Annotated in this window: 23 protein-coding genes; 10 read left to right on the top strand and 13 right to left on the bottom strand. The window is 71.8% G+C overall.

What is annotated here, in order from left to right:
- Positions 1–59 precede the first annotated feature (59 nt).
- The gene (locus J2X46_RS07045) at positions 60–410 is read right to left on the bottom strand and encodes a VOC family protein (protein WP_310248541.1); all 351 of its coding nucleotides are present in this window, start codon (positions 408–410) and stop codon (positions 60–62) included.
- Between the two features lie 252 nt (positions 411–662).
- Here J2X46_RS07045 and J2X46_RS07050 point away from each other — a divergent pair, with 252 nt between their 5' ends.
- The gene (locus J2X46_RS07050) at positions 663–1,736 is read left to right on the top strand and encodes a PP2C family protein-serine/threonine phosphatase (protein ID WP_310248544.1); all 1,074 of its coding nucleotides are present in this window, start codon (positions 663–665) and stop codon (positions 1,734–1,736) included.
- Between the two features lie 86 nt (positions 1,737–1,822).
- Here J2X46_RS07050 and J2X46_RS07055 read toward each other — a convergent pair whose 3' ends face one another.
- On the bottom strand, positions 1,823–2,098 hold the full coding sequence (locus J2X46_RS07055; protein ID WP_310248547.1) for an HU family DNA-binding protein: 276 nt from the start codon (positions 2,096–2,098) through the stop codon (positions 1,823–1,825).
- Between the two features lie 154 nt (positions 2,099–2,252).
- On the opposite strand from J2X46_RS07055, the gene J2X46_RS07060 reads away from it, so the two are divergent.
- The gene (locus tag J2X46_RS07060; protein ID WP_310248550.1) at positions 2,253–2,723 is read left to right on the top strand and encodes a GNAT family N-acetyltransferase; all 471 of its coding nucleotides are present in this window, start codon (positions 2,253–2,255) and stop codon (positions 2,721–2,723) included.
- Between the two features lie 9 nt (positions 2,724–2,732).
- On the opposite strand, the gene J2X46_RS07065 is transcribed toward J2X46_RS07060, so the two are convergent.
- On the bottom strand, positions 2,733–3,392 hold the full coding sequence (locus J2X46_RS07065) for a polysaccharide deacetylase family protein (protein ID WP_310248553.1): 660 nt from the start codon (positions 3,390–3,392) through the stop codon (positions 2,733–2,735).
- Positions 3,393–3,513: 121 nt separating this feature from the next.
- Between J2X46_RS07065 and J2X46_RS07070 the strand changes: the two genes are divergently transcribed.
- Both J2X46_RS07070 and J2X46_RS07075 read left to right on the top strand, forming a co-directional pair.
- On the top strand, positions 3,514–4,392 hold the full coding sequence (locus J2X46_RS07070) for a hypothetical protein (protein WP_310248556.1): 879 nt from the start codon (positions 3,514–3,516) through the stop codon (positions 4,390–4,392).
- Between the two features lie 40 nt (positions 4,393–4,432).
- Positions 4,433–5,122, top strand: a complete 690-nt coding sequence (locus J2X46_RS07075) for a hypothetical protein (protein WP_310248559.1) — start codon at positions 4,433–4,435, stop codon at positions 5,120–5,122.
- Between the two features lie 17 nt (positions 5,123–5,139).
- Here the strand turns inward: J2X46_RS07075 and J2X46_RS07080 are convergent, their stop codons facing one another.
- From J2X46_RS07080 to J2X46_RS07110, 7 genes are all read right to left on the bottom strand, one after another.
- Positions 5,140–6,603 carry a DUF4082 domain-containing protein gene (locus J2X46_RS07080; RefSeq protein WP_310248562.1) on the bottom strand — a complete coding sequence of 488 codons (1,464 nt, stop codon included), beginning with the start codon at positions 6,601–6,603 and terminating at the stop codon, positions 5,140–5,142.
- A gap of 150 nt (positions 6,604–6,753) precedes the next feature.
- A complete protein-coding gene (locus tag J2X46_RS07085) occupies positions 6,754–7,776 on the bottom strand; it encodes a hypothetical protein (RefSeq protein WP_310248564.1) in 1,023 nt (340 codons plus the stop codon).
- Positions 7,777–7,779: 3 nt separating this feature from the next.
- Positions 7,780–9,042 carry an MFS transporter gene (locus tag J2X46_RS07090; RefSeq protein ID WP_310248567.1) on the bottom strand — a complete coding sequence of 421 codons (1,263 nt, stop codon included), beginning with the start codon at positions 9,040–9,042 and terminating at the stop codon, positions 7,780–7,782.
- Between the two features lie 5 nt (positions 9,043–9,047).
- Positions 9,048–9,770 carry a hypothetical protein gene (locus tag J2X46_RS07095; RefSeq protein WP_310248570.1) on the bottom strand — a complete coding sequence of 241 codons (723 nt, stop codon included), beginning with the start codon at positions 9,768–9,770 and terminating at the stop codon, positions 9,048–9,050.
- Positions 9,771–9,783: 13 nt separating this feature from the next.
- The gene (locus J2X46_RS07100; protein WP_310248573.1) at positions 9,784–11,247 is read right to left on the bottom strand and encodes an exopolysaccharide biosynthesis polyprenyl glycosylphosphotransferase; all 1,464 of its coding nucleotides are present in this window, start codon (positions 11,245–11,247) and stop codon (positions 9,784–9,786) included.
- A gap of 136 nt (positions 11,248–11,383) precedes the next feature.
- Entirely contained in the window at positions 11,384–12,067 is a 684-nt protein-coding gene (locus J2X46_RS07105) for a response regulator transcription factor (RefSeq protein ID WP_310248576.1), read from the bottom strand.
- Positions 12,045–13,052 carry a HAMP domain-containing sensor histidine kinase gene (locus tag J2X46_RS07110; protein ID WP_310248579.1) on the bottom strand — a complete coding sequence of 336 codons (1,008 nt, stop codon included), beginning with the start codon at positions 13,050–13,052 and terminating at the stop codon, positions 12,045–12,047. The genes J2X46_RS07105 and J2X46_RS07110 overlap by 23 nt, the downstream gene beginning before the upstream one ends.
- Before the next feature lie 377 nt (positions 13,053–13,429).
- Between J2X46_RS07110 and J2X46_RS07115 the strand changes: the two genes are divergently transcribed.
- From J2X46_RS07115 to J2X46_RS07125, 3 genes are read left to right on the top strand one after another with little or no spacing between them, the layout of a single operon-like run.
- Positions 13,430–14,200, top strand: a complete 771-nt coding sequence (locus tag J2X46_RS07115) for a LuxR C-terminal-related transcriptional regulator (protein WP_310248581.1) — start codon at positions 13,430–13,432, stop codon at positions 14,198–14,200.
- Between the two features lie 9 nt (positions 14,201–14,209).
- Positions 14,210–14,980 carry a 3'(2'),5'-bisphosphate nucleotidase CysQ gene (locus tag J2X46_RS07120; RefSeq protein WP_310248582.1) on the top strand — a complete coding sequence of 257 codons (771 nt, stop codon included), beginning with the start codon at positions 14,210–14,212 and terminating at the stop codon, positions 14,978–14,980.
- 4 nt (positions 14,981–14,984) lie between these two features.
- Positions 14,985–15,401: a VOC family protein gene (locus J2X46_RS07125; RefSeq protein ID WP_310248584.1), complete on the top strand. Its 417-nt coding sequence runs from the start codon at positions 14,985–14,987 to the stop codon at positions 15,399–15,401.
- Between the two features lie 4 nt (positions 15,402–15,405).
- Here the strand turns inward: J2X46_RS07125 and J2X46_RS07130 are convergent, their stop codons facing one another.
- Together J2X46_RS07130 and J2X46_RS07135 are read right to left on the bottom strand one after the other, a co-directional pair.
- Positions 15,406–16,380 (bottom strand): hypothetical protein, encoded by a 975-nt coding sequence (locus J2X46_RS07130; RefSeq protein WP_310248586.1) that lies wholly within the window; start codon positions 16,378–16,380, stop codon positions 15,406–15,408.
- A gap of 76 nt (positions 16,381–16,456) precedes the next feature.
- The gene (locus tag J2X46_RS07135) at positions 16,457–17,143 is read right to left on the bottom strand and encodes a hypothetical protein (RefSeq protein WP_310248588.1); all 687 of its coding nucleotides are present in this window, start codon (positions 17,141–17,143) and stop codon (positions 16,457–16,459) included.
- Between the two features lie 225 nt (positions 17,144–17,368).
- Between J2X46_RS07135 and mfd the strand changes: the two genes are divergently transcribed.
- Genes mfd through J2X46_RS07150 form a run of 3 tightly spaced genes read left to right on the top strand, consistent with a single transcriptional unit; the run spans position 17,369 to position 22,049 of the window.
- A complete protein-coding gene (gene mfd, locus J2X46_RS07140; protein WP_397213265.1) occupies positions 17,369–20,974 on the top strand; it encodes a transcription-repair coupling factor in 3,606 nt (1,201 codons plus the stop codon).
- A 3-nt stretch (positions 20,975–20,977) separates the two neighbouring features.
- The gene (locus J2X46_RS07145; RefSeq protein ID WP_310248590.1) at positions 20,978–21,658 is read left to right on the top strand and encodes a hypothetical protein; all 681 of its coding nucleotides are present in this window, start codon (positions 20,978–20,980) and stop codon (positions 21,656–21,658) included.
- 4 nt (positions 21,659–21,662) lie between these two features.
- A complete protein-coding gene (locus J2X46_RS07150) occupies positions 21,663–22,049 on the top strand; it encodes a MazG nucleotide pyrophosphohydrolase domain-containing protein (RefSeq protein WP_310248592.1) in 387 nt (128 codons plus the stop codon).
- 94 nt (positions 22,050–22,143) lie between these two features.
- On the opposite strand, the gene J2X46_RS07155 is transcribed toward J2X46_RS07150, so the two are convergent.
- Positions 22,144–24,813 (bottom strand): esterase-like activity of phytase family protein, encoded by a 2,670-nt coding sequence (locus J2X46_RS07155; protein ID WP_310248595.1) that lies wholly within the window; start codon positions 24,811–24,813, stop codon positions 22,144–22,146.
- Between the last annotated feature and the right edge of the window lie 10 nt (positions 24,814–24,823).

Here is a 24,823-nt window from a genome sequence, read left to right on the forward strand (position 1 = left end):
GCTCATCGGCAGGTTCGAATGTTCCTCCAAGCGAGGATGGTCGCACCCGGCGGGTCGGTCTACGTCGCGCCACCCGCGGTGTCGCCGCCGATGCCGATCTCGTTGCCGTCGACGTCGTGGAAGACGTACTTCCAGACCGTGTCGTGCTTCTCGATGTCGACCGGGTCCAGCCCGCGCTCGGCGATCGCGGCTGCCGTGGCGACGGGATCGTCGAACCAGATCATGAGCACGGCGCCGCCCGCGCGTTCGCGGTCCTCGATGACGTAGACGAACCGGTCTTCTGCGAGCTGCCAGACCGCCTCGACGTCGTTCGGGAAGAACGAGGGCGGCACGCCCAGCAGGCGTTCGTACCACGCGACGGCTGTCGCGTAGTCCTTCACCGGGATGCCTGCGAAGACGCCGACGGCCACACCTGCTCCTTTGTCTCTGACCTGGGGCCGCCCCGCCGCTTCCGGCCGCTGAGCCCCCTGGTGGACAACAGTTCACCCCTTCGCGCCCGAGGTCCAGAGCCCGTCGAGGAGCTCGCGTCGTGTCAAGGGTCAATTGACGCGATGTGCCCACGGCTCACGTCCTGATGGGGGAAGGTATGGCTCCGCGCAGTGATGGGGACCACGGCCGGGGTGGACGAGAGGCAGACGCCGGTGAACGCCGACCTTCGCAGAGTGGATGCCGTGCTGGCCGGCACCACGTTGCTGGTGCTGGTCGTGCTCGACCTGCTGTTCCCGAGCGTGTCCTTGGCGGTCCTGTTCGCCCTGTCGCCCATGGTCGCGTGCGCGGTCCTCACGCCGAGGGCCACCGCAGGCTTCGGCGTCGCGGCGCTCGCGGCCGCGTCGACGTCGTACTGGTGGAACCACGACGAGGGCCTGGCCCAGCACGGCGTGCGGGTCTTCGCCGTCCTCACCTTCTCCGCGACCGCGGCGGTCGTGGCCCACATCCGGGTCCGCCGCGAGCACGAGCTCCAGCACGTGAGCCGGCTCGCCGAGGTCGCCCAGCGGGCCGTCCTGCCGGTGCTGCCCGCGCACGCCCGCCGCGTCAACATCGCTGTGCGCTACCGCTCGGCCACCGCGGACGCGGTCATCGGCGGTGACCTCTACGACTGCTACCACTCGCGCACCCACACCCGCTTCCTCGTCGGCGACGTGCGTGGCAAGGGGCTCGGTGCCATGGAGCAGGCGGCGCGCGTCATCCGGTCATTCCGCCAGGCCGCCGCGTTCCAGCAGGACCTCGACGACGTCGCCGACGACATGAACGCCTACCTGCTGCCGTTCTTCGACCCCGAGGAGTTCGTCACCGCGATCCTCCTCGACGTCACCGACTCCCGCCGCCCGCAGATCGTCGCCGCCGGTCACCCGCCGCCGCTGCTCATCCACCCGGACGGTTCGAGCGAGCTCGTCGAGCTCGCCAACGACCTCCCCCTCGGCCTCGGGTTCGCCTACGAGCGGCACGACTTCACCTGGGAGCCCGGTGACCGGCTCCTGCTCTACACCGACGGGCTGAGCGAGGCGCGCGACGCAGATGGCGAGTTCCTCCACCTCCTCGAGCTCGCACCGCACCTGGTCGGGGTAGACGTCGACGCCGCGGTGGACCGTCTCCTCGAGCTGACGCGCGACCACTCCAGGGGCAGCACGGACGCCGCCGACGACCTCGCCGTGCTGCTGCTCGAGCACGCCGTCGACGAGCAGGACTACCGCCCCGAGGACGCTGAGCACGACTGGGGCAGCTCGCTTCCCCGCTGAGCGTGGTCGGCAAAGAGACAGCGAGGCCGCCGGCAGGGCACGTGGTCGTGCGTCCCGCCGGCGGCCTCGCCGCGCGTCGTGCTGCGTCAGCCGTTGACGGCGCTCTTGAACGCAGCGGCCGGCTTGAAGGCCGGGGCCTTGCTCGCGGCGATCTCCATGGTCTCGCCGGTCTGCGGGTTGCGGCCGGTGCGGGCCGAGCGCTCGCGGGACTCGAACGTCCCGAAGCCCGGGACGGTGACCTTGTCGCCGCCGGCGACGGCGTTGGTGATCGAGGTGATGACGGCCTCGAGGGCCTTGTCGGCCTGGGCGTTGCTCAGCTCGGCGTGCGAGGCGATGGCGTCGCGCAGTTCGGTCTTGTTCACGTGAAGCTCCTGCTAGTAGGTGTGGAACGGCTGCCAGTCAACAACGTCACCCCGATCGACGCGCGACCGCCCACGCCCAGAGGGGTGTACGGCGTGTCGCGCGGCTGTCGGTGGGTGGTGGCACAGTCGCGGCACCGAGCAAGGGAGCTGGCAGATGGACGACGTGCAGGACGTAGGCCTCAGGAGGGTCGAGGACGCCGACATCGAGGTCATCTTCGAGCACCAGGCGGATCCCGTCGCGGTGCAGATCGCGGCGTTCCCGTCCCGCGACCGGGAGCAGCACGAGGCGCACTGGGCGCGGATCCGCAGCAACGACGCAGTGGTCACCCGCACGATCACCGTCGACGGCGAGGTGGCGGGCTACATCGGCAGCTGGGCCGAGGAGGGTGAGCAGTTCCTCGGCTACTGGATCGGGCAGGAGTGGTGGGGGCGCGGCGTCGCGACGCGGGCGCTCGCACTGATGGTGGCCGAGGTGCCGGTCCGCCCGCTGCACGCCCACGTGGTCGCGCACAACGTCGGCTCCATCCGGGTGCTGGAGAAGTGCGGCTTCCGCCGCCAGCAGGAGCAGGAGGAGGCGCCGTCCGACGACGGGATCGTCGAGCTCCACTTCGTGCTCGACGACTGACGCCCGGGCTCAGCGCAGCCGCTTGACCGTCCCGACGAGCGCGGCCTTGGTTCGGTAGGGCAGGGCCGGGCGCTGGAGCACCTCGCGCTGGACCGAGGCGGGCGTGTCGCCGTGGCGGATGGAGTAGCGCGGCTGGAGCCAGCGGTCGGTGCGCGCCCAGCGGCGGTCGCTGGTCTGCACCGAGCGGTAGCGCAGCGGCTTCAGCGCCTCGAGCACGGCGCGGTCGTAGCGCCCGAGCGGCAGCGCGGCGTCCTGCACGCGGCTGCCGGTCACGTCCTCGAGCACCTCGCGCGAGGTGACCAGCTCCTCGTGGCGACGGGCCGCGTCGAGCCCGCGCCAGGGCCGGTGCGTCATGCCGTGGTTGCCGATCGTCATGCCCGCGTCGCGCAGGTGTCGTACGTCGTCACTGCTCAGGCTGCCCGGCTGGTCGAGCCGCCCGGCGACCACGAAGAAGGTCGCGGTGAGCCCGCGCTCGAGGAGCGCCGGAAGCCCGATCGCCACGTCGGAGTCGTTGCCGTCGTCGAAGCTCAGCCGGACGTCGTCGCGGCCCACCACCTGGTCGAGGACGCCGAGGAAGGTGTCCCGACTGATCCAGTAGGACTCCTCGCCCGGCTCGAGCCCGCGTCGTGGCGTGCCGATGCCGTGGAAGCAGACATTCACCACACGCATGCCGGAAAGGTAGGCGACCGGGTGGCGCCGCGAGCCGGTCTCCCGGCCGAGGCTCCCCAATTGGAGGTATGTGCCCGGTCGACGCCCGGTTCGCGGCCGGGTGCTTCCTACGGTGAGGACCATGGGGGAGTCCGTGGGGGTGGACGCGAAGGTCGAGCTTGCGCCGATCACCGACGCCGACGTCGTGTCGGTGGGCGCGTTCCTGCACCAGCACCTCAACAGCAGGCTCAGCGCCGAGCAGTGGGCGCGCAGCGCGCTGCCGCCGTGGAGCGTCGACGCACCCAACCACGGATTCATGCTGCGCCAGGGCGACGACGTCGTCGGCGCCTACCTCGCCTTCTACTCCGAGCGTGAGGTCGACGGCGAGCCGCGCCGGATCTGCAACCTGGCCGCGTGGTGCGTGCTCGACGAGCACCGCGCGCACGGCGTACGGCTCGCGCGGGCGATGCTGCGCCAGCGCGGCTACGACTTCGTCGACCTCTCGCCCAGCGGCAACGTCGTGGCGCTCAACGAGCGGCTCGGGTTCAGCCGGCTCGACACCGCCACGGCCCTCGTGCCCAACCTGCCGCTGCCGTCGCGCCGCGGCGTGCGGGTGCTGACGGCGCCCGACCAGATCGAGGCGGCGCTGTCCGAGCGCGACCTGCGCGTCTACCGCGACCACCGCTCGGCGGCGGCCGCGCTGCACTTCGTGGTGCGGGTCGGCGACGACTCCTGCTACGTCATCGCGCGGCGCGAGCGGCGCAAGGGCCTGCCGCTCTTCGCCTCGTTGCTGCACGTCTCCGACCCGGCCGTGCTGGCGCGCGCCGGGCACGCGCCGTACCGCCACCTGCTGCTGCGCCACCGCGCGCTCGTCACCCTCGCCGAGGGTCGGGTCGCGGGCCGGCCGCCGCGGCTCTCCCGCCAGCAGGCCGTACCGCGGCCCCGGATGTTCCGCGGCGACGGCTTGTCGCCGCGGTCGGTCGACTACCTGTACAGCGAGCTCATGTGCGTGCCGTGGTGAGCGGCCCGGACGAGTTGAACACGACGACGAGGGGAACACGATGACGGAGAACCGTGGTGTCGCAGCACGGCTGAGGCACGTCCTGGTGGACGCGCCGGGATCGGCCGGCGCACGCACGCGCGCGGCCCGCTGGGAGCTGGTGAAGCAGGCCTTCCCCGACCTGGCGAACATGTCCGTGCTCGACCTCGGCGGCACCGTCGAGTGGTGGCGACGCGCGCCCGTGCAGCCGAAGGACGTCACCGTGCTCAACCTCTTCGAGCCCGGCGACTCCGACGACCCGGCCATGGTGCCGGTCACCGGAGACGCCTGCCGCGCCCGCGAGGCGCTGGAGGCCGCCGGCGCCCCGTCGTCGTACGACGTCGTCTTCTCGAACTCGCTGCTCGAGCACGTCGGCGGCCACGCCCAGCGGGCGGCCCTGGCGCGCGAGGTGCACGCGCTGGCGCCGCGGCACTGGGTGCAGACGCCCTACCGCTACTTCCCGCTGGAGCCGCACTGGCTCTTCCCGGGCCTGCAGTTCATGCCGATGGCCGCTCGCGCACGGCTGGCCGCGAAGTGGCCGCTGGCCCACAGCAGCCCGGACTCGCGCGAGGACGCGATGTCCGAGGTGCAGTGGACCGAGCTGGTCGGCGTCGCCGAGCTGAAGTCGTACTTCCCGGGCTCCACCATCCACCACGAGCGCGTGGCCGGTCTGACCAAGTCGCTCGTGGCGGTGGGTGGAGGAGCCCTCTAGCCCGACCAGGGCAGTGACTACGGGTTGACGGCCTCGCCGCTGTCCCAGACGTTGCCGGACCACTGGTTGCCGGCGGCGCCCTTCTCGAACGACGTCACCGGGCCGTAGACGCCGCACTTGCGGTTGGCGCCACGCTCGAACACGTTGTTGATGAACCGGACGTTGGTCGCGCCGTAGGGCTTCGATCCCTTCGCGCCGCCGTAGGCGCAGTAGGAGATCGAGGAGTTGTTGGCGCGCAGGAAGTTGTTCTCGATCAGCACGTCGTCGATCGGGTCGAAGTCACCGAAGAGGGAGACGTCGGCCGTGCAGCCACCATCGGTGCTGTTGAGCAGCGGGGTGCAGTGCAGCGTGTTGTGGCGCACCACCATGGTGTGCCCGCCGTTGGAGATGAAGGCGTTGTTGTGGGTGCTGCCGCCGTTGGGGTTGTACTGGTCGTGCAGCCAGGAGTCGGTCAGCTCGCAGTTGTTGTTGCACTGGAAGCTGTGCTGGCCACCGGTGATGTCGACCCGGGCGGCCTTGATGTTGTAGCCCCAGATGCCCGCGGTGGAGACGGAGCCGGCGCGCACGTCGGAGTCACTGATGGTGACCGAGCTGTCGCCGTCGCCGTAGATCGACCACACGCCCGGGACCAGGGACTTCTCGATCACGACGCCCATGGTGTTGATGACCAGCGCGTCGCCGCACTTGGAGAGCACGTCGACGCCGGAGATGGTGCGGGCCGAGGTGATGGTGCAGGGGCCGGTGTAGGGCGCGAGCACCGTGCCGGCCGGCACGCCGGTGTTGTCCGGGCCGGGCCAGCCGCCGGGAGTCGGCGTCGGGGTCGGCGTCGGGTCCTGGGTGGTGGAGCCCGGCTTGAACCGGACGTCGACCCAGTAGTTGGCGTCGCCGCGGGCCTGCTTGCTCGGGTAGGTCGGCTTGTCGGAGACGCTCGTCCAGCCGTTGCGGTCACCGGGCACGCGCAGCTGCGCGGTGGAATGGCCCTTGTCGAAGCCGCCGGGCGTGACCGCGTGGATGCCCTTGTTGCGGGTGTGCACGGACACGACGTAGCGGGTGCCCTTGGTCAGCTTGACCTTGGAGCTGAACTTCACCGACTGCCAGCCGGTGCCGGCGACGGGAGCGATCGAGGTGCGCGCGAGCTTCTTGCCGCTGCGCGACCACAGCGTGGCCGAGCGCGGCGTCGCGGCCTTCCAGGCGAGCGCCTTGTAGTAGCGCACGCCGACGGCCCTGCCGTCGACCTTCGGGGAGAAGCGCATGCCGACCTCGCGGGAGGCGCCGCGGCGTACGACGACGCCGGAGGGCTGGCCCTTGCCGAAGGCGCCGACCGTGGCGGCGGCGCGCTGGGAGTCGGCCGTGGGGGCGGCGGGCGCGGGGCCGGTCAGCGTGATCGCGACCAGGCCGGCGGCCAGGAGCGCCAGGGGCGCGAGCCGCGTGAGGCGGGGGGATGTGGGGGTGGTGCCGCGTGTGGGCACGGGGGAGTGCATGCAGAGACCTCGCTGTCACCCGGGGAGTCGGGAACGGGGTAGGGGGAAACGATACTGCGCGGGGGTCGCAGTCCCGGTGATCCTCCACAAGCCCGCATCACGATCTCAACTCGGTGCAGGAACTTCCCCAAACGGTGGCAACGCCCCCAGTCAGCGCACGACGGTGGCCGACCAGGCCTGCTCGATGAGCAGCTGAGGCTGCGCGGCGGGGGTCGTCTCGAGCGACCAGACGTCGGTCACGCCGGGCTCGTCCTGCCGCGGCATCCCGTAGATCAGGGTGTCGTCGTCGAGCCACTCCACCTGGTCGTCGACGCCCCGCGGGCCCTGCTCGAGCAGGGTGCGATAACCCGTGGCGAGGTCCTGCACGGCGAGCTGCCACACGATCTTGCGACCGGGGTCGACGTCGACCTTGAAGGCCACCTGCGACCCGTCGGGCGAGATCGCCGGGCACTCGGCGTCGGGGGAGACCGAGGTGAGCGTGCGGGCATCGAGGTCGCCCTCGACCAGCCAGGTGCGCCCGCCGGTGGCGACGGTGGCGTAGAAGGTCTGGTCGTCGGCGAAGGTCACGCCCCAGATGTTGCGGTCGGTCGGGCGGACCTGCTTGCCCTCGATGACGAGGTCGAACTTCTCCAGGTTGCCCCACGACGTGCTGCCGTCGAAGGAGTGGACCTCCGTCGCGGTCGAGAAGCCGGCCGTCATGTAGGAGTGGCCGGACACGAACGACGTGGTGCCGACGAGCGTGCCGTCGGGGGAGAGCCGGGTGCGGCTCGGGATGCCGGGCAGCGGGGAGGAGTCGACCTCGTCCCAGTCGGCGTCGTAGGAGTGCGACTCGTACGTCGTCACGACGCCGCGGTCGATGGTGAGGCACGAGGCACCGTCGGCCCGGGCCGCGACGCGGTCGCACGAGACGCCGGTGAAGGCTCGGGGGCCGCCCGGGTCGTCGAGCGGCACCATCGCGACCACACCCAGCTCGTTGTCGAGCCCGGTGTGCCGGAAGACGATGCGCGGGTCGTCGACGACCTCGGTGACCGGGGTCTGGACCGCCTCGGGATCGGCCCCGCGCTGGGCCCGGACCTCGCGGCCCTGCGTCAGGACGTACACCCCCGCCGCCACGACCAGGGCGACCACGATGCCGACGAACGCGAGCACCCGGGCGCGTGGACTCAGGTTCATGGGTCAGGCGGCGGTGGTCACGGCGCCGTCGAGGCGGCCCACCCGGGTCGCCGCGACGAGGATCGCCAGCACCAGCAGCGCTGCCACCGACACCATCGCCGTCGCGGGGCCCAGCAGCAGCCACAGCAGGCCGAAGCCGGCCGAGGCGAGCATCCGGGCCAGGGCCACCACGGTCTGGGCGGCGGCGATGCCGCTCGAGCGTGCCTGCACGGGCACGAGCCTACCGGCGACGGCGGCGATCACGCCGTCGGTCGCGGCGTAGAAGCAGCCGAGCAGGACGAGGGTGCCGACGGTGGCCGCGACGGTCGAGGTGGGCAGCACCGAGCAGAGGTAGGCGCCGACCAGCGCGAGGTGGCCCAGCACCAGGACCCGCGCCCGCCCGACGCGGTCGGCCAGTCGTCCGGCCGGCACCGCGAGCAGGAGGTACGCCACGTTGGTGCCGACGTAGAAGAGGGGGAACCACGTGACGGTGACGTCGGCGTGGTCGAGGAGCGCGAGGTAGACGAAGCCGTCGCCCACCGTCAGCAGGCCGAGCCCGCCGGCGACGGCCAGCAGCGGGCGCAGCCGTCGGTCGGTCAGGTCACGCCAGCGGAACGGCGGTGGGGTGGGGCCGGTGTGCTCCCGCTTCGCCCGGACGTCGGGGCCGAGCAGGCCGAGGAGGGCCACGCCCATCAGGGCGAAGGCGAGCGAGACGACCATGACCACCGTGTAGTCGTCGGGCACCGCCCACAGCAGCCCGAAGGCGATCAGCGGGCCCAGCGCCGCGCCGATCGTGTCGAGCATGCGGTGCACGCCGAAGGCCCGGCCGAGGTGCTCGGTCGGGGTCGAGGTGCTGATCATCGAGTCGCGCGGGGCGGTGCGGATGCCCTTGCCGATCCGGTCGGCGGTCACGACCGCGGCGATGCCGGCGGCGCCGGTGGCGAAGAGCAGGAAGACACGGGCGATCGCCGAGACGCCGTAGCCGAGGAACGCCACCCACTTCGGGCGGTCGGCGGCGTCGGCGAGCCAGCCACCGCCGAGGCGCACCAGCGCGCTCACGCCCTGGTAGAGGCCGTCGATGAAGCCGTACGCCACCGGGGTGAGGCCGACGACGACCGTCAGGTAGAGCGGAAGGATGGCGGCGACCGACTCCGAGGAGATGTCGGTCAGCATCGAGACCACGCCGAGGATGATGACGACGCGGCCGACGGGCGGCCTCGCCGCGGTGCCGGTGGAGGTCGCCTTGTTCTTCTCGGTGGTGGGTCGGTCGCGAACGGAGATGTACATCCGTCTCACTCTTGTCCGGTGTGGAGCGAGGCCATCACGGAGTAGCTGGTCCGCGAGCCCTGCCGGGTGGCGGTGATGGTGACCACGCTACGCCCACGACGCAGTGCCGCGGCCTGCGATCCGGCGGCAGTCTGCGGCGTCGCCTGCTCGAGCATGCCGCGCCGCCCGAGGCGCGTGCGGAAGGCCAGCAGCACCTTCGCCGGCGCGAGGGCGGTGGAGCCGACCAGCGCGACCTGGAGCCGGTCGTCCTGGGGCGAGACGCTGCTCGTCTCGACCAGCGTGCCGGATGCGGGCCGCAGGAACGACGGGAAGCCGCCGACCAGCCGACCCCGAGCGGTGGCCGCCCGCGGGAGCGGGGCGGTCACCAGGGGCCGGTCGGCGTCGCCCAGCATCTCGCCGAGGCTGTCGACCGTGGGCTCGGGCGCGACCGGCACCTCCAGGGCGACCGACGGGTCGGTGCCGCCGCCGTTGGCGGGCGGCTCCTCCGTCGGACTGCTGGACGGGTCCGTCGACGGGCTGGCGGAAGGATCGGACGAGCCCTTCGACGCCTTCTTGTCCTTGCCGCCGGACGGCGCGGAGCCCTTCTGGGCGGCACCCGCGGCGTCGCTGGTCGGGGTGGACGCGGCCGAGGAGCCGTCAGGCGTCGACCCGTCACCGGCGCAGCCGCCGAGCAGCAGGACTGTTGCCAGGCAGGCAGCGACCAGGCCGCCCCCGTGTCGTGCCGTCATGTGATCGCCTCGGTCAGTAGGCACCGCGGTGCCCCAGCACGGCCCGGACGGTGCGGACCAGGATGGAGGCGTCGAGGCTCAGCGACCAGTTGTCGACGTACTTCAGGTCCAGGCGCACCGACTCGGTCCACGTCAGGTCGGAGCGGCCGGAGACCTGCCACAGCCCGGTGAGGCCGGGCTTCACCGCCAGCCGGCGGCGCGGGTCGACGTCGTAGTTCTCGACCTCGCCGGGCAGCGCCGGTCGCGGTCCGACCAGCGACATGTCGCCGCGGACGACGTTCCAGAGCTGGGGCACCTCGTCGAGGGAGTAGCGGCGCAGCTGGCGACCGAGCGGCGTGACGCGCGGGTCGCACTTGATCTTGAACATCACGCCGTCGAGCTCGTTGGAGAGCGTCAGGGTGTTGCGCTCCTCCTCGGCGGCGGTGCCCATCGTGCGGAGCTTGATCATGGTGAACAGCTCGCCGTTGCGGCCGACGCGCTCCTGGCGGAAGAACGCCGGACCGGGGCTGCCGCGACGGATCATCACGCACAGCACGCCGAGCACGGGCAGGAAGGCCATCAGGGCGAGCAGGGCCAGCGTGCGCTCGACGACGTCCTTGACGATGCGGCGCGGGCTGTCGAGCGCGGCCGGCGCGACGTGGAGCACGTCGAGCCCTGCGGTCGACACGACCCGGGCCCGCTGCGGCTCGACGTCGAGCAGGCCGGTGCCGAGGTAGATCTCGCCGCCGACCGAGGCGACGTCCCACTGCAGGCGGCGCAGCGCCACGGGGGCGGTGTGCCGGCCTGGCAGCACGACGAGGGCGTCGGCGCCCTCGTCGACGAGGGCGGGCACGGCCTTGGTCAGGCCGTAGTAGGTCGGGATGTCGAGGAACGGCAGGTTGCTGCGGCGCGTGAGGCAGACCGCGACGACGTCGTCCTTGTTGACGGTCCGCAGCTCCACCAGGGCGTCGCGGATGTCACGCGGGTGGCCCGCCAGGACGATGCGGGCGCGGGGCCGGCCGGCGACCAGGACGATCAGGGCGTGGGTGAGGACGAGAGCGATGACGAGCACCGACAGGGCGGCGGGGGCGGCCGCTCCTGTCGACAGGGGGGTGCCCGCCACCGCGACCAGGAGGGCGATCGCGCCTGTCTTCGCGATGCGCAGCAACGCTGCGGCCCGAGTGCCACCCAGCGTCGTACGCCGGTAGTGGCCCACAGCGGCCAACGCCAGCACCCAGCTGGTGGCCGCGAGAGGTGCGACCCAGATCGGGAGCCGGACCTGGAGGACGAGGGTGACCGCGACGGCGGTCAGCGCGGCCCACTCGCTCGCCACCCGGAGGTGGGCGGAGCGGTTGGCCCGGCGTCGTACGGGCGGTGCGTCGACCACGGGCACGCGCTCCACGCGCGGCCGTGGCACGGTGATGATGCGACTGCGACGCGTCGGCGAGTCCGCCAACGCGTCGGTGATCGACGTCTGCACCGTGACTGCTTCGGTCATGTGATGCCACCCCCATCTGGCACGTGCCTCCCCAGGCACCGCATGCAACGACCCTAGGAATTCGATCGCCCCGCGGCATGCCGTAAATGCGGCAAAGCCACGCAGGGGCGAGACGTTCCGGGGCAGGGCAGGGCGCTCAGGCGCCCTGCCGCCACCCGATCTGGTTGGCCATCCCGACGGCGGCCAGCTGCGAGGAGACCTCGAGCTTGTTGAGGATCGACTTCACCTGGGTGCGCACCGTCGCCTCGGACACGACGCTGTCCTGGGAGATGGTGCGCACGGTGCGCCCGTCGATCAGCGCGCCGAGGACCTGGCGCTCGCGCGGGGTCAGCAGATCGAGCCGGCGACGGATGTCGTCGTGGGCCTGGCGGTCGCGTGCCCAGGCGTCCAGCAGCCCCTCCAGCTCCTCGCGCGCGATGACCGGGAGCCCCTGGTGGAGCCGGCGCACGGTGGCGAGGGCGGACTGGAGCGCGCCGCTCTTGGGCAGCACCTTGCGGGCACCCAGGCGCATGCAGCCACCCCACCGGCCGACGTCCTCCGAGGCCGTCAGCACGACGACGTTGACGTGGGCCCGGGCCAGCGGCGCGATGAGGTTCATCCCGTCGCCGAACCTGCCGAGGTCGAGGTCGAGCATCACCGTGCGGGGGTTGGCCCGCAGGGCGAGGGAGCGCAGCGTCGCCATCGACCCGCCCTCGGCGGGCAGCTCCAGGCGGCGTACGTCGTAGCCCTCCAGGGACAGCGCCAGCTCGAGGGACTCGGCGAAGAGGACGTGGTCGTCGATGATCAGGACACGGTGGTCAGCCCGAGCGGAGCCATGCATGGCTGTCCTCCAGGATCCCGGTGCCGATCTCGTCCTGGATGCCGTTCTCGATGGAGCGTCGCGCTGCCGGCAGCGAGATGACGAAGGACGAGCCGACGCCCTGGTCCTCGGCCAGCGACAGAGACCCGCCGTCCTCGGTCATCAGGCGCTGCGCCAGGTGCAGGCCGATGCCCTCGCCGGGCGACGCGGTGCCCTTGTGGCCCCACTCGAAGATCTCGGTGCGCCGGGCCTCGGGGATGCCGCACCCGAAGTCGGTCACCCGGATGTCGACCGTCTCCTCGTCGCGCTGGACGACCTCGACCACGCTGTTGTCGGACCCGCCGTGGGTCACCGCGTTGTCCATCAGGATGTTGACCACCTCGGCCAGCGCGTCGTAGCGCGCCCGGACCTTGGTGCCGCTGGTCTGGAGCTCGACGCGGCGGCCCTTGAGCTGCTGCAGGTCGAGCATGTGGCCGAGGGCCTCGTCGAGGTCGATCTCGGCGGCCGGCTCCTCGCGCTTGCTGAGCAGGCGCTCCATCCGGTCGAGCTCCCGGCGCACGGACGCCCACAGGTGCTCGCGGGTCTCGGCCGGGATGTCCGGGTTGTCAAGCAGCGCGGAGCCGCTCACCAGGCCGGCCACCGTGCTGCGCAGCTCGTGGAGCTGCTCGCGCTGGTCGCGCGAGGCGGCCGTCAGGACGTCGTCGACCTCCTCGGACCGCCGGCGCTCGAGGACCGTGGCGCGCTGCATGCCGACCAGTGCCCCCAGCACCAGTGCGACGCCGAGCACGGCGACGGCGAGCTGGCCGGCGAGGCCGGCCACGTCACGCGACGACGCGGTGGCGAAGGTGACCAAGGACAGGAGCAACGCCTGTCCGGCGACGAGGGCCGCTGCTGCGACCACCCAGCGGGTCAGGACCTCCGACGACCGCGGCCGCAGGGCTCCCCCGCGCCCCGCGACCAGCACCCCCACCCGGCGGTGCAGTCCCCAACTGCTTTCCCCATGCATGTGCTTCCCCCCATGAATGACACTGACTCTTCACGAAACTGTGGAGCTGGTCCCGGCTCGTCTGCGACCTGACCTGGTCGGCAGTGGATGCCGGTGTGTGGGGGTGTTCATGGATTCTGGGCGGCTACCGAAAACGAGGCAAAAGCGGTCTGGTCCGCCGTCTTCAGGACTCCCCAAGTCTTCGTCAAGTCTTCCTTGAGGCAGGGCCAAGCGGTTCGTCAGGAGACTTCAAGACTGTGACAGGCGCCGGCCGCCGTGCCTCCGACCGTGCCCGCGGCACCCGCCTCCCCAAAACGGTGCAGATTGCTCGGCTGCGACGCCGGGGTGGGAGTCATACCCTTCAGGGTGGTGACGTTGGCTTGCGCGAGGGAGAAGTGATGGGCGTATCGGGGCGCGACCGCGACGACGCGCCGACGCCGCTGGGCGTCGGGGCGCCTCCCTGGGTCGTGTCCCCGCACCTGCTGGTGGCCCAAGCCGTGGGGGCCGCGCTCACCGCGGAGGGCCTCCCGGTGGCGGTCCACGCGTGGGAGACCATGGTCCACGAGGCCGAGCTCAGCATGGACCAGGGCGCCGCGCCGCACGTCGTGGTCATCCTCGACGCCCTCGACAGCCGGGGGGTGCGCGACAAGATCACCCGCCTCCTCAGTCTGGGGGAGGTCCGGGTCGCGGTCATCACCTCCGGTCCGCCGGCCGCCTGGTGGGGCGGCCTGCTGGAGAGCGAGGCCGTCGACGTGGTCTCGCTGGCGACCTCGGTCCAGCAGCTCGTCCGGGTCGTGCAGAGGTTCGCGGCAGGCGATCCCTTGATGGATCTTGAGAAACGAGCAGAAATGAGGGACGCGTGGTCGAAGGCGCTTGACAGGCGCCAGCACCTCGTGCAACTCGTCCGCACGCTCACGCCACAGCAGCTGCGGGTGCTCGAGCTCCTGTCCTCGGGCCGCCGGGTCCGGGAGGTGGCCGAGCTGCTCGGCGTCACCAGCGGCACCGTGCGCAGCCACGTGAAGACCCTGCGCGGCAAGCTCGGCGCGAAGACCCAGCTCGAGGCGGTGGCCATGCTGCGGCAGGTCCACGAGGTGGGCGACGGCGCCGACCTCGTGCCCCGTCCGCGGGCCGCCACTGCCGGCACCGGGGAGCCGTCGGTACGTCGATAGGCTGCGGCCATGATCGATCCCACCACTCTCGACGACCACGCCTTCGCCGTCTGGGCGGCCGAGCGCGCCGGCACGGTGCTGCTCGACGTACGCGCCGGGGCGGAGGCCGAGGGCCTCGAGGGCAAGGCCCTCAAGGACGCCGGCGACGCCGCCGCGCAGGCCGAGCTCGACCGCATCCTGACCGAGCACCGGCCCGACGACAGCGTGCTCTCGGAGGAGGCGGCCGACGACAAGTCGCGGCTCACCGCTCGCCGGGTGTGGATCATCGACCCGCTCGACGGCACCCGGGAGTTCTCCGAGCCGCCGCGCGACGACTGGGCCGTCCACGTCGCGCTGTGGGAGGACGGCGACCTGGTCGCCGGCGCCGTCGCCCAGCCGGCGCTGGGGGAGACCTTCAACACCGGACGGCCCAGCGTCGTACCTCCCCGCACGTCGCAGCGGCCCCGCATCGCCGTCTCGCGCAGCCGCCCGCCCGCATTCGTCGAGGCGCTCGCCGCCGAGATGGACGCCGAGCTGGTGCCGATGGGCAGCGCGGGCGTGAAGGTGATGAGCGTGGTCCGCGACATCGCCGACGCCTACGTCCACGCCGGCGGGCAGTACCAGTGGGACAACGCCGCCCCCGTCGCCGTCGCCCGCGCCGCCGGCCTGCACTGCAGCCGCGTCGACGGCTCGCCGCTGGTCTACAACGAGGACGACACCTCGCTGCCCGACCTCATCGTCTGCCGCCCCGAGCTCGCCGAGCAGATCGTCGACTTCGTCCGCCGCCACGGCACGGAGTGAGGCCATGACCTCCTTCGTCTCGCACACGACCGTCGACTGCCACGACGCCTACGCGCTCTCCGAGTGGTGGAAGGGTCTCCTCGGCTACGTCGACGTCGAGGGCGACCCCAACGAGCCGGGCCACGAGGAGTGCATGATCCACGACCCCGACACCGGCCACGCGATCCTCTTCATCGAGGTGCCCGACGCCGAGCTGCCGGCCAAGCGGATCCACTTCGACCTGCGCCCGCGCGAGGGCAGCCGCGACGCCGAGATCAAGCGAGTGCGCGGGATGGGCGCCGTGGAGATCGCCGACCAGCGTGGGCAGTACGGCCCCGGCACCGGTTGGGTGGTGTTCGCCGACCCCGAGGGCAACCAGTTCTGCATCCTGCGCTCGCAGGCGGAGGTCGACGCCGGGCCGCCGCCCCCGCCGCGCGACTGATCCGTCAGGGCAGCCGCTCCGGGTGCCGGTCGACGTACGACGTCACGGGCACCGGGCGCTGGTGGGCGTAGCCCTCGGGCAGCCACACGCTGCCGACGCGGGTCAGGTAGTAGACCTGCCAGGCGAGGTAGCCGCGGAGCTGGCGCGGGTCGCGCTTCATCACCTCGGCGTGGTGGGTCACGCCGCGCACGTAGGCCCACGAGTTGTTGTAGCGCCACAGCGCGGCGCCCTTGTCGCGCGCGAAGCCGTTGGCGCGCAGCAGCCGCCCTGCGGCCAGGATCGCGTCGTGCGCGTCGTTGATGTCGCCGCCGGCGCCGTAGATGTCCCACGTCGTCGGGATGAACTGCATGGGTCCCTGCGCGCCCGCGACCGACGTGCCGCGGATCCGCCCGAAGGCGGTCTCCACCATGTTGATGGCCGCGAGGTACTCCCAGTCCACGCCGAAGCGGCGCTCGGCCTCGCGGTAGCTGCGCATCAGGGTGCGCTCGGGCGCCGGCGGCACGATCCGCCAGGCCGGCAGCTCGTCGGCGAGGTCCTTCGTGGCGCTCGGGTGCATCGAGCGGAACTCGCGCCGCGCGGCGACGTTGGCGCGCACCCACCGCCGGTTGCCGGGCTGCAGCGCGTCGAGCACGTCGGGCAGCCAGGACCGCCTCACGGCGACCTCGCGGATCGCGAGCTGGGCGGTGTGCCCGGCCGCGGCGAGCAGGTCGGGGTCGGGGTCCGCTGACCGGATCACCCGCTGGGCGACCGTGACCATCGCCGCTGCCTCCCGGGCGTCCGCCGGTCGGTGGGGAGTCCCGGCCAGCGCCGGCGCCAGCTCGGGAGGTACGTCGCCGGCCTCGCGCCGGTCGGAGACCACCGCGTCGGCCGGGCGCAGGTCGTCGGAGCCCGGGGAGGACGTCGTACCGCCTCCGCCGCAGGCGGTCACCGCGAGCAGCGCCGCGGCGAGCACGGCAGCGGGCAGCGGCGCACGGGTCATGGAGCCACTCTCACACAGGCCGAAATGGCACCGACCCGGCAGAGCGGGGCTCTGCCGGGTCGGTGATGGGTGCGGATCAGTAGACGGTGGTCCGCCACACGAAGCCGTTGGCCTTGTAGCGGGAGTCGCCCTTGACGACGAAGCTCCAGTACCAGGTGCCGCCGCGCTTGGGCAGCGTGACCTTGTACTTGCCGTTGGCCTTGGTCTTGATCGTCTTGAACTTCTTGAAGCCCTTGTTCTGCTTCTTGGAGGCCTGGATGACGATCTTCTTCTTGCCGTAGTCGGGCGTGACCTTGCCCTTGATCACGAAGCCCGACTTCGGGTAGGTGATCTTGCGCGCGACGGTGACGCCCAGGGGAGCGGACTCGCTCGCGGCGTAGTTGTCGGCAGAGGTGTTGGCCGCGGTGCCGCCGCTGTAGGTGGCCTTGTAGGCGGTGTTCATCTGCGGCTTGAAGTCGGTCCACGAGATGTAGCCGGTGCCCGGCTGGGTCTCGATCGGCGTCCACGTGGTGGTGCCGGCGGGCATCGCCCACAGGGTGACGGTGTCGGCGTCGTTGTAGGGCGACAGGCCGTCGGAGGCGTCCACCTGGGAGGTGAGGGACAGGTCCTCGCCGTAGGTCACGGACGGCTCGCCGTAGCTGATCTCGAGCGTGATGGTGGTGGTCAGGTTGTCGGTGGCGTGGCTGGGCGCCGCGACCGCGATGGGCGCGAGGCCGAGCAGACCGGCGGTGACGGTGCCGGCGATGAGACGAGTGGTGCGCATGTTCCCCGTGTTTCCTCTCGGAGTTTGTCCGTGTCGACCAGCGCTCGGGCGCCGGTCGCTGAAGGTGGTGCTACCCCCGTGACGCCTGGGACAAACCCCGGAGAGCTGACCGGACCTCGCCCCTCATCCCGCTCGCGCCGCTGTCGGACACCACCCGTAGACTTTCACGATCCCCCCTTCGTCCGCCGATCGGGGGTCGTTCGCGTGCTCTCGAAGGGATCTCCGGTGCCGTCCACGCCACTCGTCGCCCTCGCCCACCGCCTCGTCTCCGCGCCCACCCTCGGTGGCGCGCTGGCCGACGCGGCTGTGCAGTCCAGCCTCGACCTCACCGGTCCTGCGGCGGTCCGGCCGGTCGTGGTGCACGGGCTGGTCGAGCGCGGTCGCACGGTGCTGGCGGTGACCGCCACGTCGCGCGAGGCGGAGGACCTCGTCGAGGAGCTCGCCGACCTCGTCGACCCCGACCACGTGGCCTACTACCCGAGCTGGGAGACGCTCCCGCACGAGCGGCTGAGCCCCCGCAGCGACACCGTCGGCCGCCGCCTCGCGGTGCTGCGCCGGTTGCGCCACCCCGGCACCGAAGCCGCCAACGGCCCGCTGAAGGTCGTCGTCGCCCCGATCCGCAGCCTGCTCCAGCCGCAGGTGCCCGGGCTCGCCGACATCGAGCCCGTCGAGCTGGCGCCCGGTGACTCGCGGCCGATGGAGGACGTCGTGCGCGGCCTCGCCGAGGCGGCGTACTCCCGCGTCGACATGGTCGAGCGCCGCGGCGAGTTCGCTGTCCGCGGCGGCATCGTCGACGTCTTCCCGCCCACCGAGGAGCACCCGCTCCGCGTGGAGTTCTGGGGCGACGACGTCGAGGAGATCCGCGCCTTCGCCGTCGCCGACCAGCGCACGCTCGAGAAGGTGGAGCGGCTGTGGGCGCCGCCGTGCCGCGAGCTGCTGCTCACCGACGACGTACGACGTCGCGCGGCCGAGCTCGGCCAGGCCCACCCGCAGCTGCTCGAGCTCACCGACAAGATGGCCGCCGGCATCGCGGTCGAGGGCATGGAGTCGCTCGCCCCCGTCCTCATCGACGGGATGGAGCTGCTCGTCGACCTGATGCCCGCCGCCACGACGATCCTGGTGCTCGACCCCGAGCGCGCCCGCACCCGGGCCCACGACCTGGTCGCGACGAGCGAGGAGTTCCTGGGTGCCTCGTGGGCCGCGGCCGCCGGTGGTGGGACCGCGCCGATCGACCTCGGCGCCGCGTCCTACCGCGAGATCGCCGACGTCAGGCTGCACGCGCTCGGCCTGGGCCACGCGTGGTGGTCGGTGAGTCCCTTCGGCATCGACACCTCCGACGAGCTGGGTCTCGATACGTCCTCGCTCGTCCCTCGCGAGGACTACTCGACCACCGATGGGGGTGGCGTGCCCGGCAGGACGCTGCCGACGCACCCCGCCGAGGCCTACCGTGGCGACCTCCAGAAGGCGGTCGACGACATCCGCGGGTGGGTCACCGACGGGCTCGACGTGGCCGTCGTGCACGCCGGCCACGGCCCGGCCGAGCGCTTCGTCGAGCTCCTGGGCGAGAACGACATCGCGGCCCGCCTCGTCGAGGAGGGCGAGCCCGCCGGCGACAACGTCGTCACCGTGACCTGCGGCCACCTCGTGCACGGCCTGGTCGACGACGAGGCGAAGGTCGCCATCGTCACCGGTGACGACCTGTCGGGCCAGAAGGCCTCCACCCGCGACATGCGCCGGATGCCCACGCGACGCAAGCGCCAGATCGACCCGCTCGAGCTCAAGGCCGGCGACTACGTCGTGCACGAGCAGCACGGCGTCGGCCGCTTCGTGGAGATGAAGCAGCGCGAGATCGGCGGCGCGGTGCGCGAGTACCTCGTCCTGGAGTACGGCGCCAGCAAGCGCGGCGGCCCCAACGACATGCTCTACGTCCCGGCCGACACCCTCGACCAGGTCACCCGCTACGTCGGCGGTGAGAACCCGAGCCTCGACCGCCTCGGCGGCGGCGACTGGACCAAGCGCAAGAACAAGGCCAAGCGCGCGGTCCGCGAGATCGCGGCCGAGCTGATCAAGCTCTACGCCGCCCGGCAGGCCACGAAGGGCCACGCCTACGGCCCTGACACCCCGTGGCAGCGCGAGCTCGAGGACGCCTTCCCCTTCACCGAGACCGTCGACCAGCTCACCACGGTCGACGAGGTGAAGGCCGACATGCGCCAGGTCGTGCCGATGGACCGCCTCGTGTGCGGCGACGTCGGCTACGGCAAGACCGAGATCGCGGTGCGCGCGGCGTTCAAGGCCGTGCAGGACGGCAAGCAGGTCGCCGTGCTCGTGCCGACCACGCTGCTCGTCACCCAGCACATGTCGACCTTCTCCGAGCGGATGTCGGGCTTCCCGGTCGTGATCAAGGGGCTCTCGCGCTTCCAGACCGACAAGGAGGCCAAGGAGGTCATCGCCGGCCTCACCGATGGCTCGGTCGACATCGTGGTGGGCACCCACCGGCTGCTCAACCCCGACATCAAGATGAAGGACCTCGGCCTGATCATCGTCGACGAGGAGCAGCGCTTCGGTGTCGAGCACAAGGAGCAGATGAAGCGGATGCGCACCTCCGTCGACGTGCTGTCGATGAGTGCCACGCCGATCCCGCGCACCCTGGAGATGGCGGTCACCGGCATCCGCGAGATGTCCACGATCACCACCCCGCCGGAGGAGCGGCACCCGGTGCTGACCTACGTCGGCGCCTACGAGGACCGCCAGGTCGTCGCCGCCGTGCGCCGCGAGCTGCTCCGCGAGGGCCAGGTCTTCTACATCCACAACCGGGTGCAGTCGATCGAGAAGGCGGCCGCGCGGATCCGCGAGCTGGTGCCCGAGGCGCGGGTCGCCACGGCCCACGGCCAGATGGGCGAGCACGCCCTCGAGCAGGTCATGCTCGACTTCTGGGAGAAGCGCTTCGACGTGCTGGTCTGCACGACCATCGTCGAGAGCGGCCTCGACGTGTCCAACGCCAACACGATGATCATCGAGCGCTCCGACACCCTCGGCCTCTCCCAGCTCCACCAGCTGCGCGGTCGGGTCGGCCGCTCGCGCGAGCGCGCCTACGCCTACTTCCTCTACCCGGCCGAGAAGCCGCTGACCGAGACCGCCCACGAGCGCCTCGCGACGCTGGCCCAGCACTCCGACCTCGGCGGCGGCATGGCGATCGCGATGAAGGACCTCGAGATCCGCGGCGCCGGCAACCTGCTCGGCGGCGAGCAGTCCGGCCACATCGCCGACGTCGGCTTCGACCTCTACGTCCGGCTCGTCGGCGAGGCCGTCGCCGACTTCAAGGGCGGCACCGAGGACGAGCTCGCCGAGGTCCGGATCGAGCTGCCGGTCGACGCCCACCTGCCGCATGACTACATCCCCAGCGAGCGGCTGCGCCTCGAGATCTACAAGCGCCTCGCCGAGGTGCGCGTCGACTCCGACGTCGACGAGGTCCGTGAGGAGCTCGTCGACCGCTATGGCCCGCCGCCGGAGGTCGTGGAGTCGCTGCTCTACGTCGCCCGCTTCCGCGCCCGGTGCCGCCAGGCGGGGGTGAAGGAGGTGACGGTGGCCGGCAAGTACGTCAGGTTCGCGCCGGTCGAGCTGCCCGACTCCCGCGTCGTACGGCTCCAGCGGCTGCATCCGAAGAGCATCGTCAAGGCACCGGTCAGTACGATCCTCGTGCCGCGGCCGCAGAGCAGCGGCTTCCCCGTGCAGCCCGTGGGCGGGGTGGCTTTGCTTGAATGGGCGCGGCGCGTGATCGACGAGGTCGTCGACCCGTCTGCGCCGGCACCCGCCGCACCGACCAAGGAGTAGCTCGTGAGCAAGACCCGCCTGATGACGGCCGCGACGATGGGTGTCGCCGGTCTCCTGCTCACCGGGTGCGGCAGCGCTGCGCCGGGCGTGGCGGTCAAGGTCGGCGACGAGGAGCTGACGGTGCGCCAGGTCGACAAGGCGGCCGGCCAGATGTGCACCGCGCTCGGCGACCAGTTCGAGTCGCAGAGCACCACGCTCCCGATGAGCTTCATCCGCCAGGGCACCGTCCAGCTGCTGACGCTGCGCGCGCAGGCGATGCAGGTCGCCAAGGACTACGACGTCGAGCCCGGCTCGAGCTACTACAACGACGTCGCCCAGCGTCGTCGTACTGCTGCGTCGATGCCCGAGGCGGTGCGCGACACCTACGTCGAGCTCACCTCCGCCAACGCGCTCGCCAGCGACATCGTGAACCAGGTCGGCGCGATCGTGCTCGACGACGGCGGGGTCAGCGACCCGACGACCGAGCAGATCACCCAGGCCGGCGTCGACGTGTTCAACCAGTGGCCCGACGCCAACGGCATCGAGATCGACCCGCGCTACGGCCTCGAGAGCAAGGACGGCGTGCTCACGCCCATCGACACCAACACCTCGGTGGCCGTCGGGACGACCGCGAAGAACGGTCTGAAGACCGAGCCCGACGCCGCGTTCGCCAAGACGCTGCCGCTGACCCACCGCTGCGGCTGAGCCCGTGCCGGAGAGTGGCTCGCCGCTGGAGGCGTTCGCCGACCAGATGCGCGTGCTGCAGCGCGAGTGCGCGTGGAAGCGCGAGCAGACCCACACCTCGCTCATCCCCTATGTGCGGGAGGAGGCCGAGGAGGTCGTCGAGGCGATCGAGTCCGGTGACCCGGCCGCGCTGTGCGACGAGCTGGGCGACCTGCTGCTCCAGGTGGTGATCCACGCCGTGATCGCCGAGGAGGCCGGCGAGTTCACGCTCGACGACGTCGCGCGCGGGGTGATGGCGAAGATGGAGCGCCGCAACCCGCACGTGTTCGGCGACGCCGTCGCGACCACCGTCGACGAGGTGATGGCGCTCTACAACGCGGCGAAGGCCGCGGAGAAGTCCGAGAAGGGCTGACCCACCCTAGAGCTGTAACGCCGGGTTACTGCATGTACCCACCCCCATGCATGGGGGTGGGTACAGCAGCTAACCCGGCGTTACAGGGGGTCGGTCAGCGCAGGGTGACGCGCTCGACGCTCGTCGAGCGCCGGTGCCCGTCGTCACCGAGGTAGGTGACGACCACCTTGTAGCGGTCGGCACGGACGCGCAGGGTGAGGGCCGTGCGGCCGTCCTCGAGCCGGGCCGTGCGCTCGGCGACGGCCTTCCCGGCCTTCTTCAGCACGACGCGGACCTTGCCGGTGGCGGTGCCCGGTCGCACCTTCGCGACCACGCGGACCTTGGCGCCCGCCAGGTCCTTCACCGTCGCCGAGACCTTCGACTCGGCCTTGGTGACGGGGGCGGGAGTGGGCGTCGGGGTCGGCGTGGGCGACGTGGTGGGCGGGGTGGTCGGAGGCGTGGTCGGGGCCGGGTCGAAGGCGGCGGCGGCCGAGCCGAGGCGCAGGAGCTGCGTCTCGCCGGTGGCGTCCTTGAGGCCGTCGTTGTCCGTCACCGCGTAGACCTGGCCGTCGGCGCCGATGGTGAGGCCCTCGAGCTTCTCCTGGGTCCAGCCCTTGAGCGCCCTGAGGTGCGGCAGCACGTCGATGGCCAGCTTCTTGGTGAGCGCCACCGGGGTGGTGGTGCCGCCGGTCGCGGGTACGTCGACGGTGTAGACGCGCTTGACCGCGGCGGTCGTGCCGTTGAGCTTGTCGCGCTCGATCACCGCGAGGGTGTCGGCGTCGACCGCCGTGATCTCCGACAGGCCGATCCAGTCGCCGGCCGTGGTCGTCGTCTGCAGCGGGTAGGAGAACCACGACCACGTGCCGGCAGCGACGTCGTACCGGCCGATGCGGGCGTTGTTGCCCTCGGCGGGCGTGGTGGTGGCGATGTCGTTGAAGAGCGGGCGCTGGAGAACGGCGTAGACGACCTCCGAGGAGCCGCTGCCGGTGGCGGTGACGCCCTCGAAGCCCCACTTGCCGACCTTGGCGGCGACGTCGGCCGGGAGGGGGACCTCCTGCTGGACGACGCCGCGGGAGTCGGTGCGGACCAGCTTGTCCTGCGCGCCGGTGGCGCCCTCGCTGGCCAGCCAGAAGCCGCCACCGCTGCGGGCGTGCAGGCCCTCGACGTCCAGGCCGGTGGCGAGCGTGCCGTCGGCGTTCTTGACCTCGACCACCCGGTCGATCACGGCCGGCGCGCTGCTGGTGTCGATCTTGTAGAGCCGCGCGAACTTGTACGCCGAGTCGCTCGCGCTCCAGAGGGCCTCGGAGTTGCCCGGAGCCGCCGACAGCGCACCGAGGGCGCCCCAGCCGATCGGGAAGCCGGAGGACTCCTCCGCCGAGACGATGCTCGGGAAGGCGGGGGCCGTGTCGCCGAAGGCGTAGACGCCGACCGAGGCGCGGACCAGGACGCTGGCGTCGTCGGTCTCGGAGGACACCACGAGCAGGTTGCGCGCCGGGATCGCGAGCAGGCCCTCCGGGCCGTTGGTGGCGGGGAGCGCCTGCTCGAAGACCGGCTTGGCCGGGTTGGTCAGGTCGTAGACGGCGACGAAGTTGCTGCGCTCGGAGCCGACGAAGGCGCGCTTCCTGCCACCGATGGTGGAGATCAGCAGGCCTTCGGGCTCGGCGCCCTTCTTGGCGGCGCGGTCGTTGTTGTGCAGCCCGAGGGAGGTGGCGAGGTTCTCGTAGGAGTTCTTCGCGTCCCACACCGGGGCGCCGGTGGTGGTGTCGAAGATCGTCCAGCCGCGGGTGCCGCCCTTCCAGTCGCCCTCGTTGGCGGTGGCGACGTGGGTGGCGTCGACCCAGCCGATCGAGTCGGGCTCGCGGGGAGCCGTCACGGTGCCGGTGGGGTTGAAGACGCCGTCCTTGGTGACGTCGACGCCGGTGACCGTGGCGGTGCCCGCGGAGAAGACGGTGTCGATGTCGCCGGTCGGCACGTCGATGACGACGATGCCGTTGTTCTCCTGGAGCGTCAGCGCGAGCTTGTTGTCGGCGTTGATCGTGACGTACTCGGGCTCGGGGTCCGACGGGGTGTCGAGGCCCGCGGCCGCCAGGGTCGGCTCGTCGAGGACCACCGCGCGGGTCGACCACGCGGCGGGGTCCGTCGTCGACGGCAGGTCGAGGAGCTGGACGAACCCGGCAGGCGCCTGCGGCAGGGCGCCCTTCGCGCCGCCGGCCGGGGTGGCCTCCTCGTCGCGCTGGTTCTCCATCGCGATCGCGGCGTAGGCCTTGTCGGGGCTGATCGCGATCGAGTCGGGCTGGCCGCCCAGGTCGATGGTGCGGACCTTCTCGCGGGTGGAGATCCGCACGATGACGAGGCTGCCCTTCGGGTTCGGGAAGTCCCCGCCGGTCTCGTCGATGGCGATCAGCGCGAAGTCGCCGACCACGGCGACCGAGGTCGGCTGGTCGTCGGCGTGGCCGAGGGTGGCCAGCTCGATCGTGCCGAGGCCCCGCGGCGCGGCCGGGTCGGTGATGTCGAGGAAGCCGACGCGCTTGCCGAGCGCGTCGGTGTAGATGACGGTCTTTCCGTCCTCGCTGACCGCGGAGATCTCGGCGACCGTCGCCGCGGCGGGGTCCACGCCGGCCGGCACGTTCTGGAAGACCGGGTAGGTCGCCACCCGGTCGAACGCGCCGGTGCCGGGCTCCACGGCGCCCGACGTCGTACCCGTGAGGGCGACGAGGGAGATCGGGAGCAGGGACAGGGGGAGCGCGGCGGTGGCGAGGATCGCCAGCCCACGTCGTCGTTGCATGCTGAGTGCC

The sequence above is a fragment of the Nocardioides sp. BE266 genome (assembly GCF_031457855.1).
Lineage (GTDB): Bacteria > Actinomycetota > Actinomycetes > Propionibacteriales > Nocardioidaceae > Nocardioides.

What these genes read in the sequence shown, in the direction of transcription:
- J2X46_RS07065 (WP_310248553.1), bottom strand. Translation starts at nt 3,392, where the DNA reads ATGCGTGTGGTGAATGTCTGCTTCCACGGCATCGGCACGCCACGACGC.
- J2X46_RS07080 (WP_310248562.1), bottom strand. Translation starts at nt 6,603, where the DNA reads ATGCACTCCCCCGTGCCCACACGCGGCACCACCCCCACATCCCCCCGC.
- J2X46_RS07075 (WP_310248559.1), top strand. Translation starts at nt 4,433, where the DNA reads ATGACGGAGAACCGTGGTGTCGCAGCACGGCTGAGGCACGTCCTGGTG.
- J2X46_RS07090 (WP_310248567.1), bottom strand. Translation starts at nt 9,042, where the DNA reads ATGTACATCTCCGTTCGCGACCGACCCACCACCGAGAAGAACAAGGCG.
- J2X46_RS07155 (WP_310248595.1), bottom strand. Translation starts at nt 24,813, where the DNA reads ATGCAACGACGACGTGGGCTGGCGATCCTCGCCACCGCCGCGCTCCCC.
- J2X46_RS07135 (WP_310248588.1), bottom strand. Translation starts at nt 17,143, where the DNA reads ATGCGCACCACTCGTCTCATCGCCGGCACCGTCACCGCCGGTCTGCTC.
- J2X46_RS07070 (WP_310248556.1), top strand. Translation starts at nt 3,514, where the DNA reads ATGGGGGAGTCCGTGGGGGTGGACGCGAAGGTCGAGCTTGCGCCGATC.
- J2X46_RS07100 (WP_310248573.1), bottom strand. Translation starts at nt 11,247, where the DNA reads ATGACCGAAGCAGTCACGGTGCAGACGTCGATCACCGACGCGTTGGCG.
- J2X46_RS07115 (WP_310248581.1), top strand. Translation starts at nt 13,430, where the DNA reads ATGGGCGTATCGGGGCGCGACCGCGACGACGCGCCGACGCCGCTGGGC.
- J2X46_RS07095 (WP_310248570.1), bottom strand. Translation starts at nt 9,770, where the DNA reads ATGACGGCACGACACGGGGGCGGCCTGGTCGCTGCCTGCCTGGCAACA.
- J2X46_RS07085 (WP_310248564.1), bottom strand. Translation starts at nt 7,776, where the DNA reads ATGAACCTGAGTCCACGCGCCCGGGTGCTCGCGTTCGTCGGCATCGTG.
- J2X46_RS07105 (WP_310248576.1), bottom strand. Translation starts at nt 12,067, where the DNA reads ATGCATGGCTCCGCTCGGGCTGACCACCGTGTCCTGATCATCGACGAC.
- J2X46_RS07120 (WP_310248582.1), top strand. Translation starts at nt 14,210, where the DNA reads ATGATCGATCCCACCACTCTCGACGACCACGCCTTCGCCGTCTGGGCG.
- J2X46_RS07060 (WP_310248550.1), top strand. Translation starts at nt 2,253, where the DNA reads ATGGACGACGTGCAGGACGTAGGCCTCAGGAGGGTCGAGGACGCCGAC.
- J2X46_RS07110 (WP_310248579.1), bottom strand. Translation starts at nt 13,052, where the DNA reads ATGCATGGGGAAAGCAGTTGGGGACTGCACCGCCGGGTGGGGGTGCTG.
- J2X46_RS07130 (WP_310248586.1), bottom strand. Translation starts at nt 16,380, where the DNA reads ATGACCCGTGCGCCGCTGCCCGCTGCCGTGCTCGCCGCGGCGCTGCTC.
- J2X46_RS07125 (WP_310248584.1), top strand. Translation starts at nt 14,985, where the DNA reads ATGACCTCCTTCGTCTCGCACACGACCGTCGACTGCCACGACGCCTAC.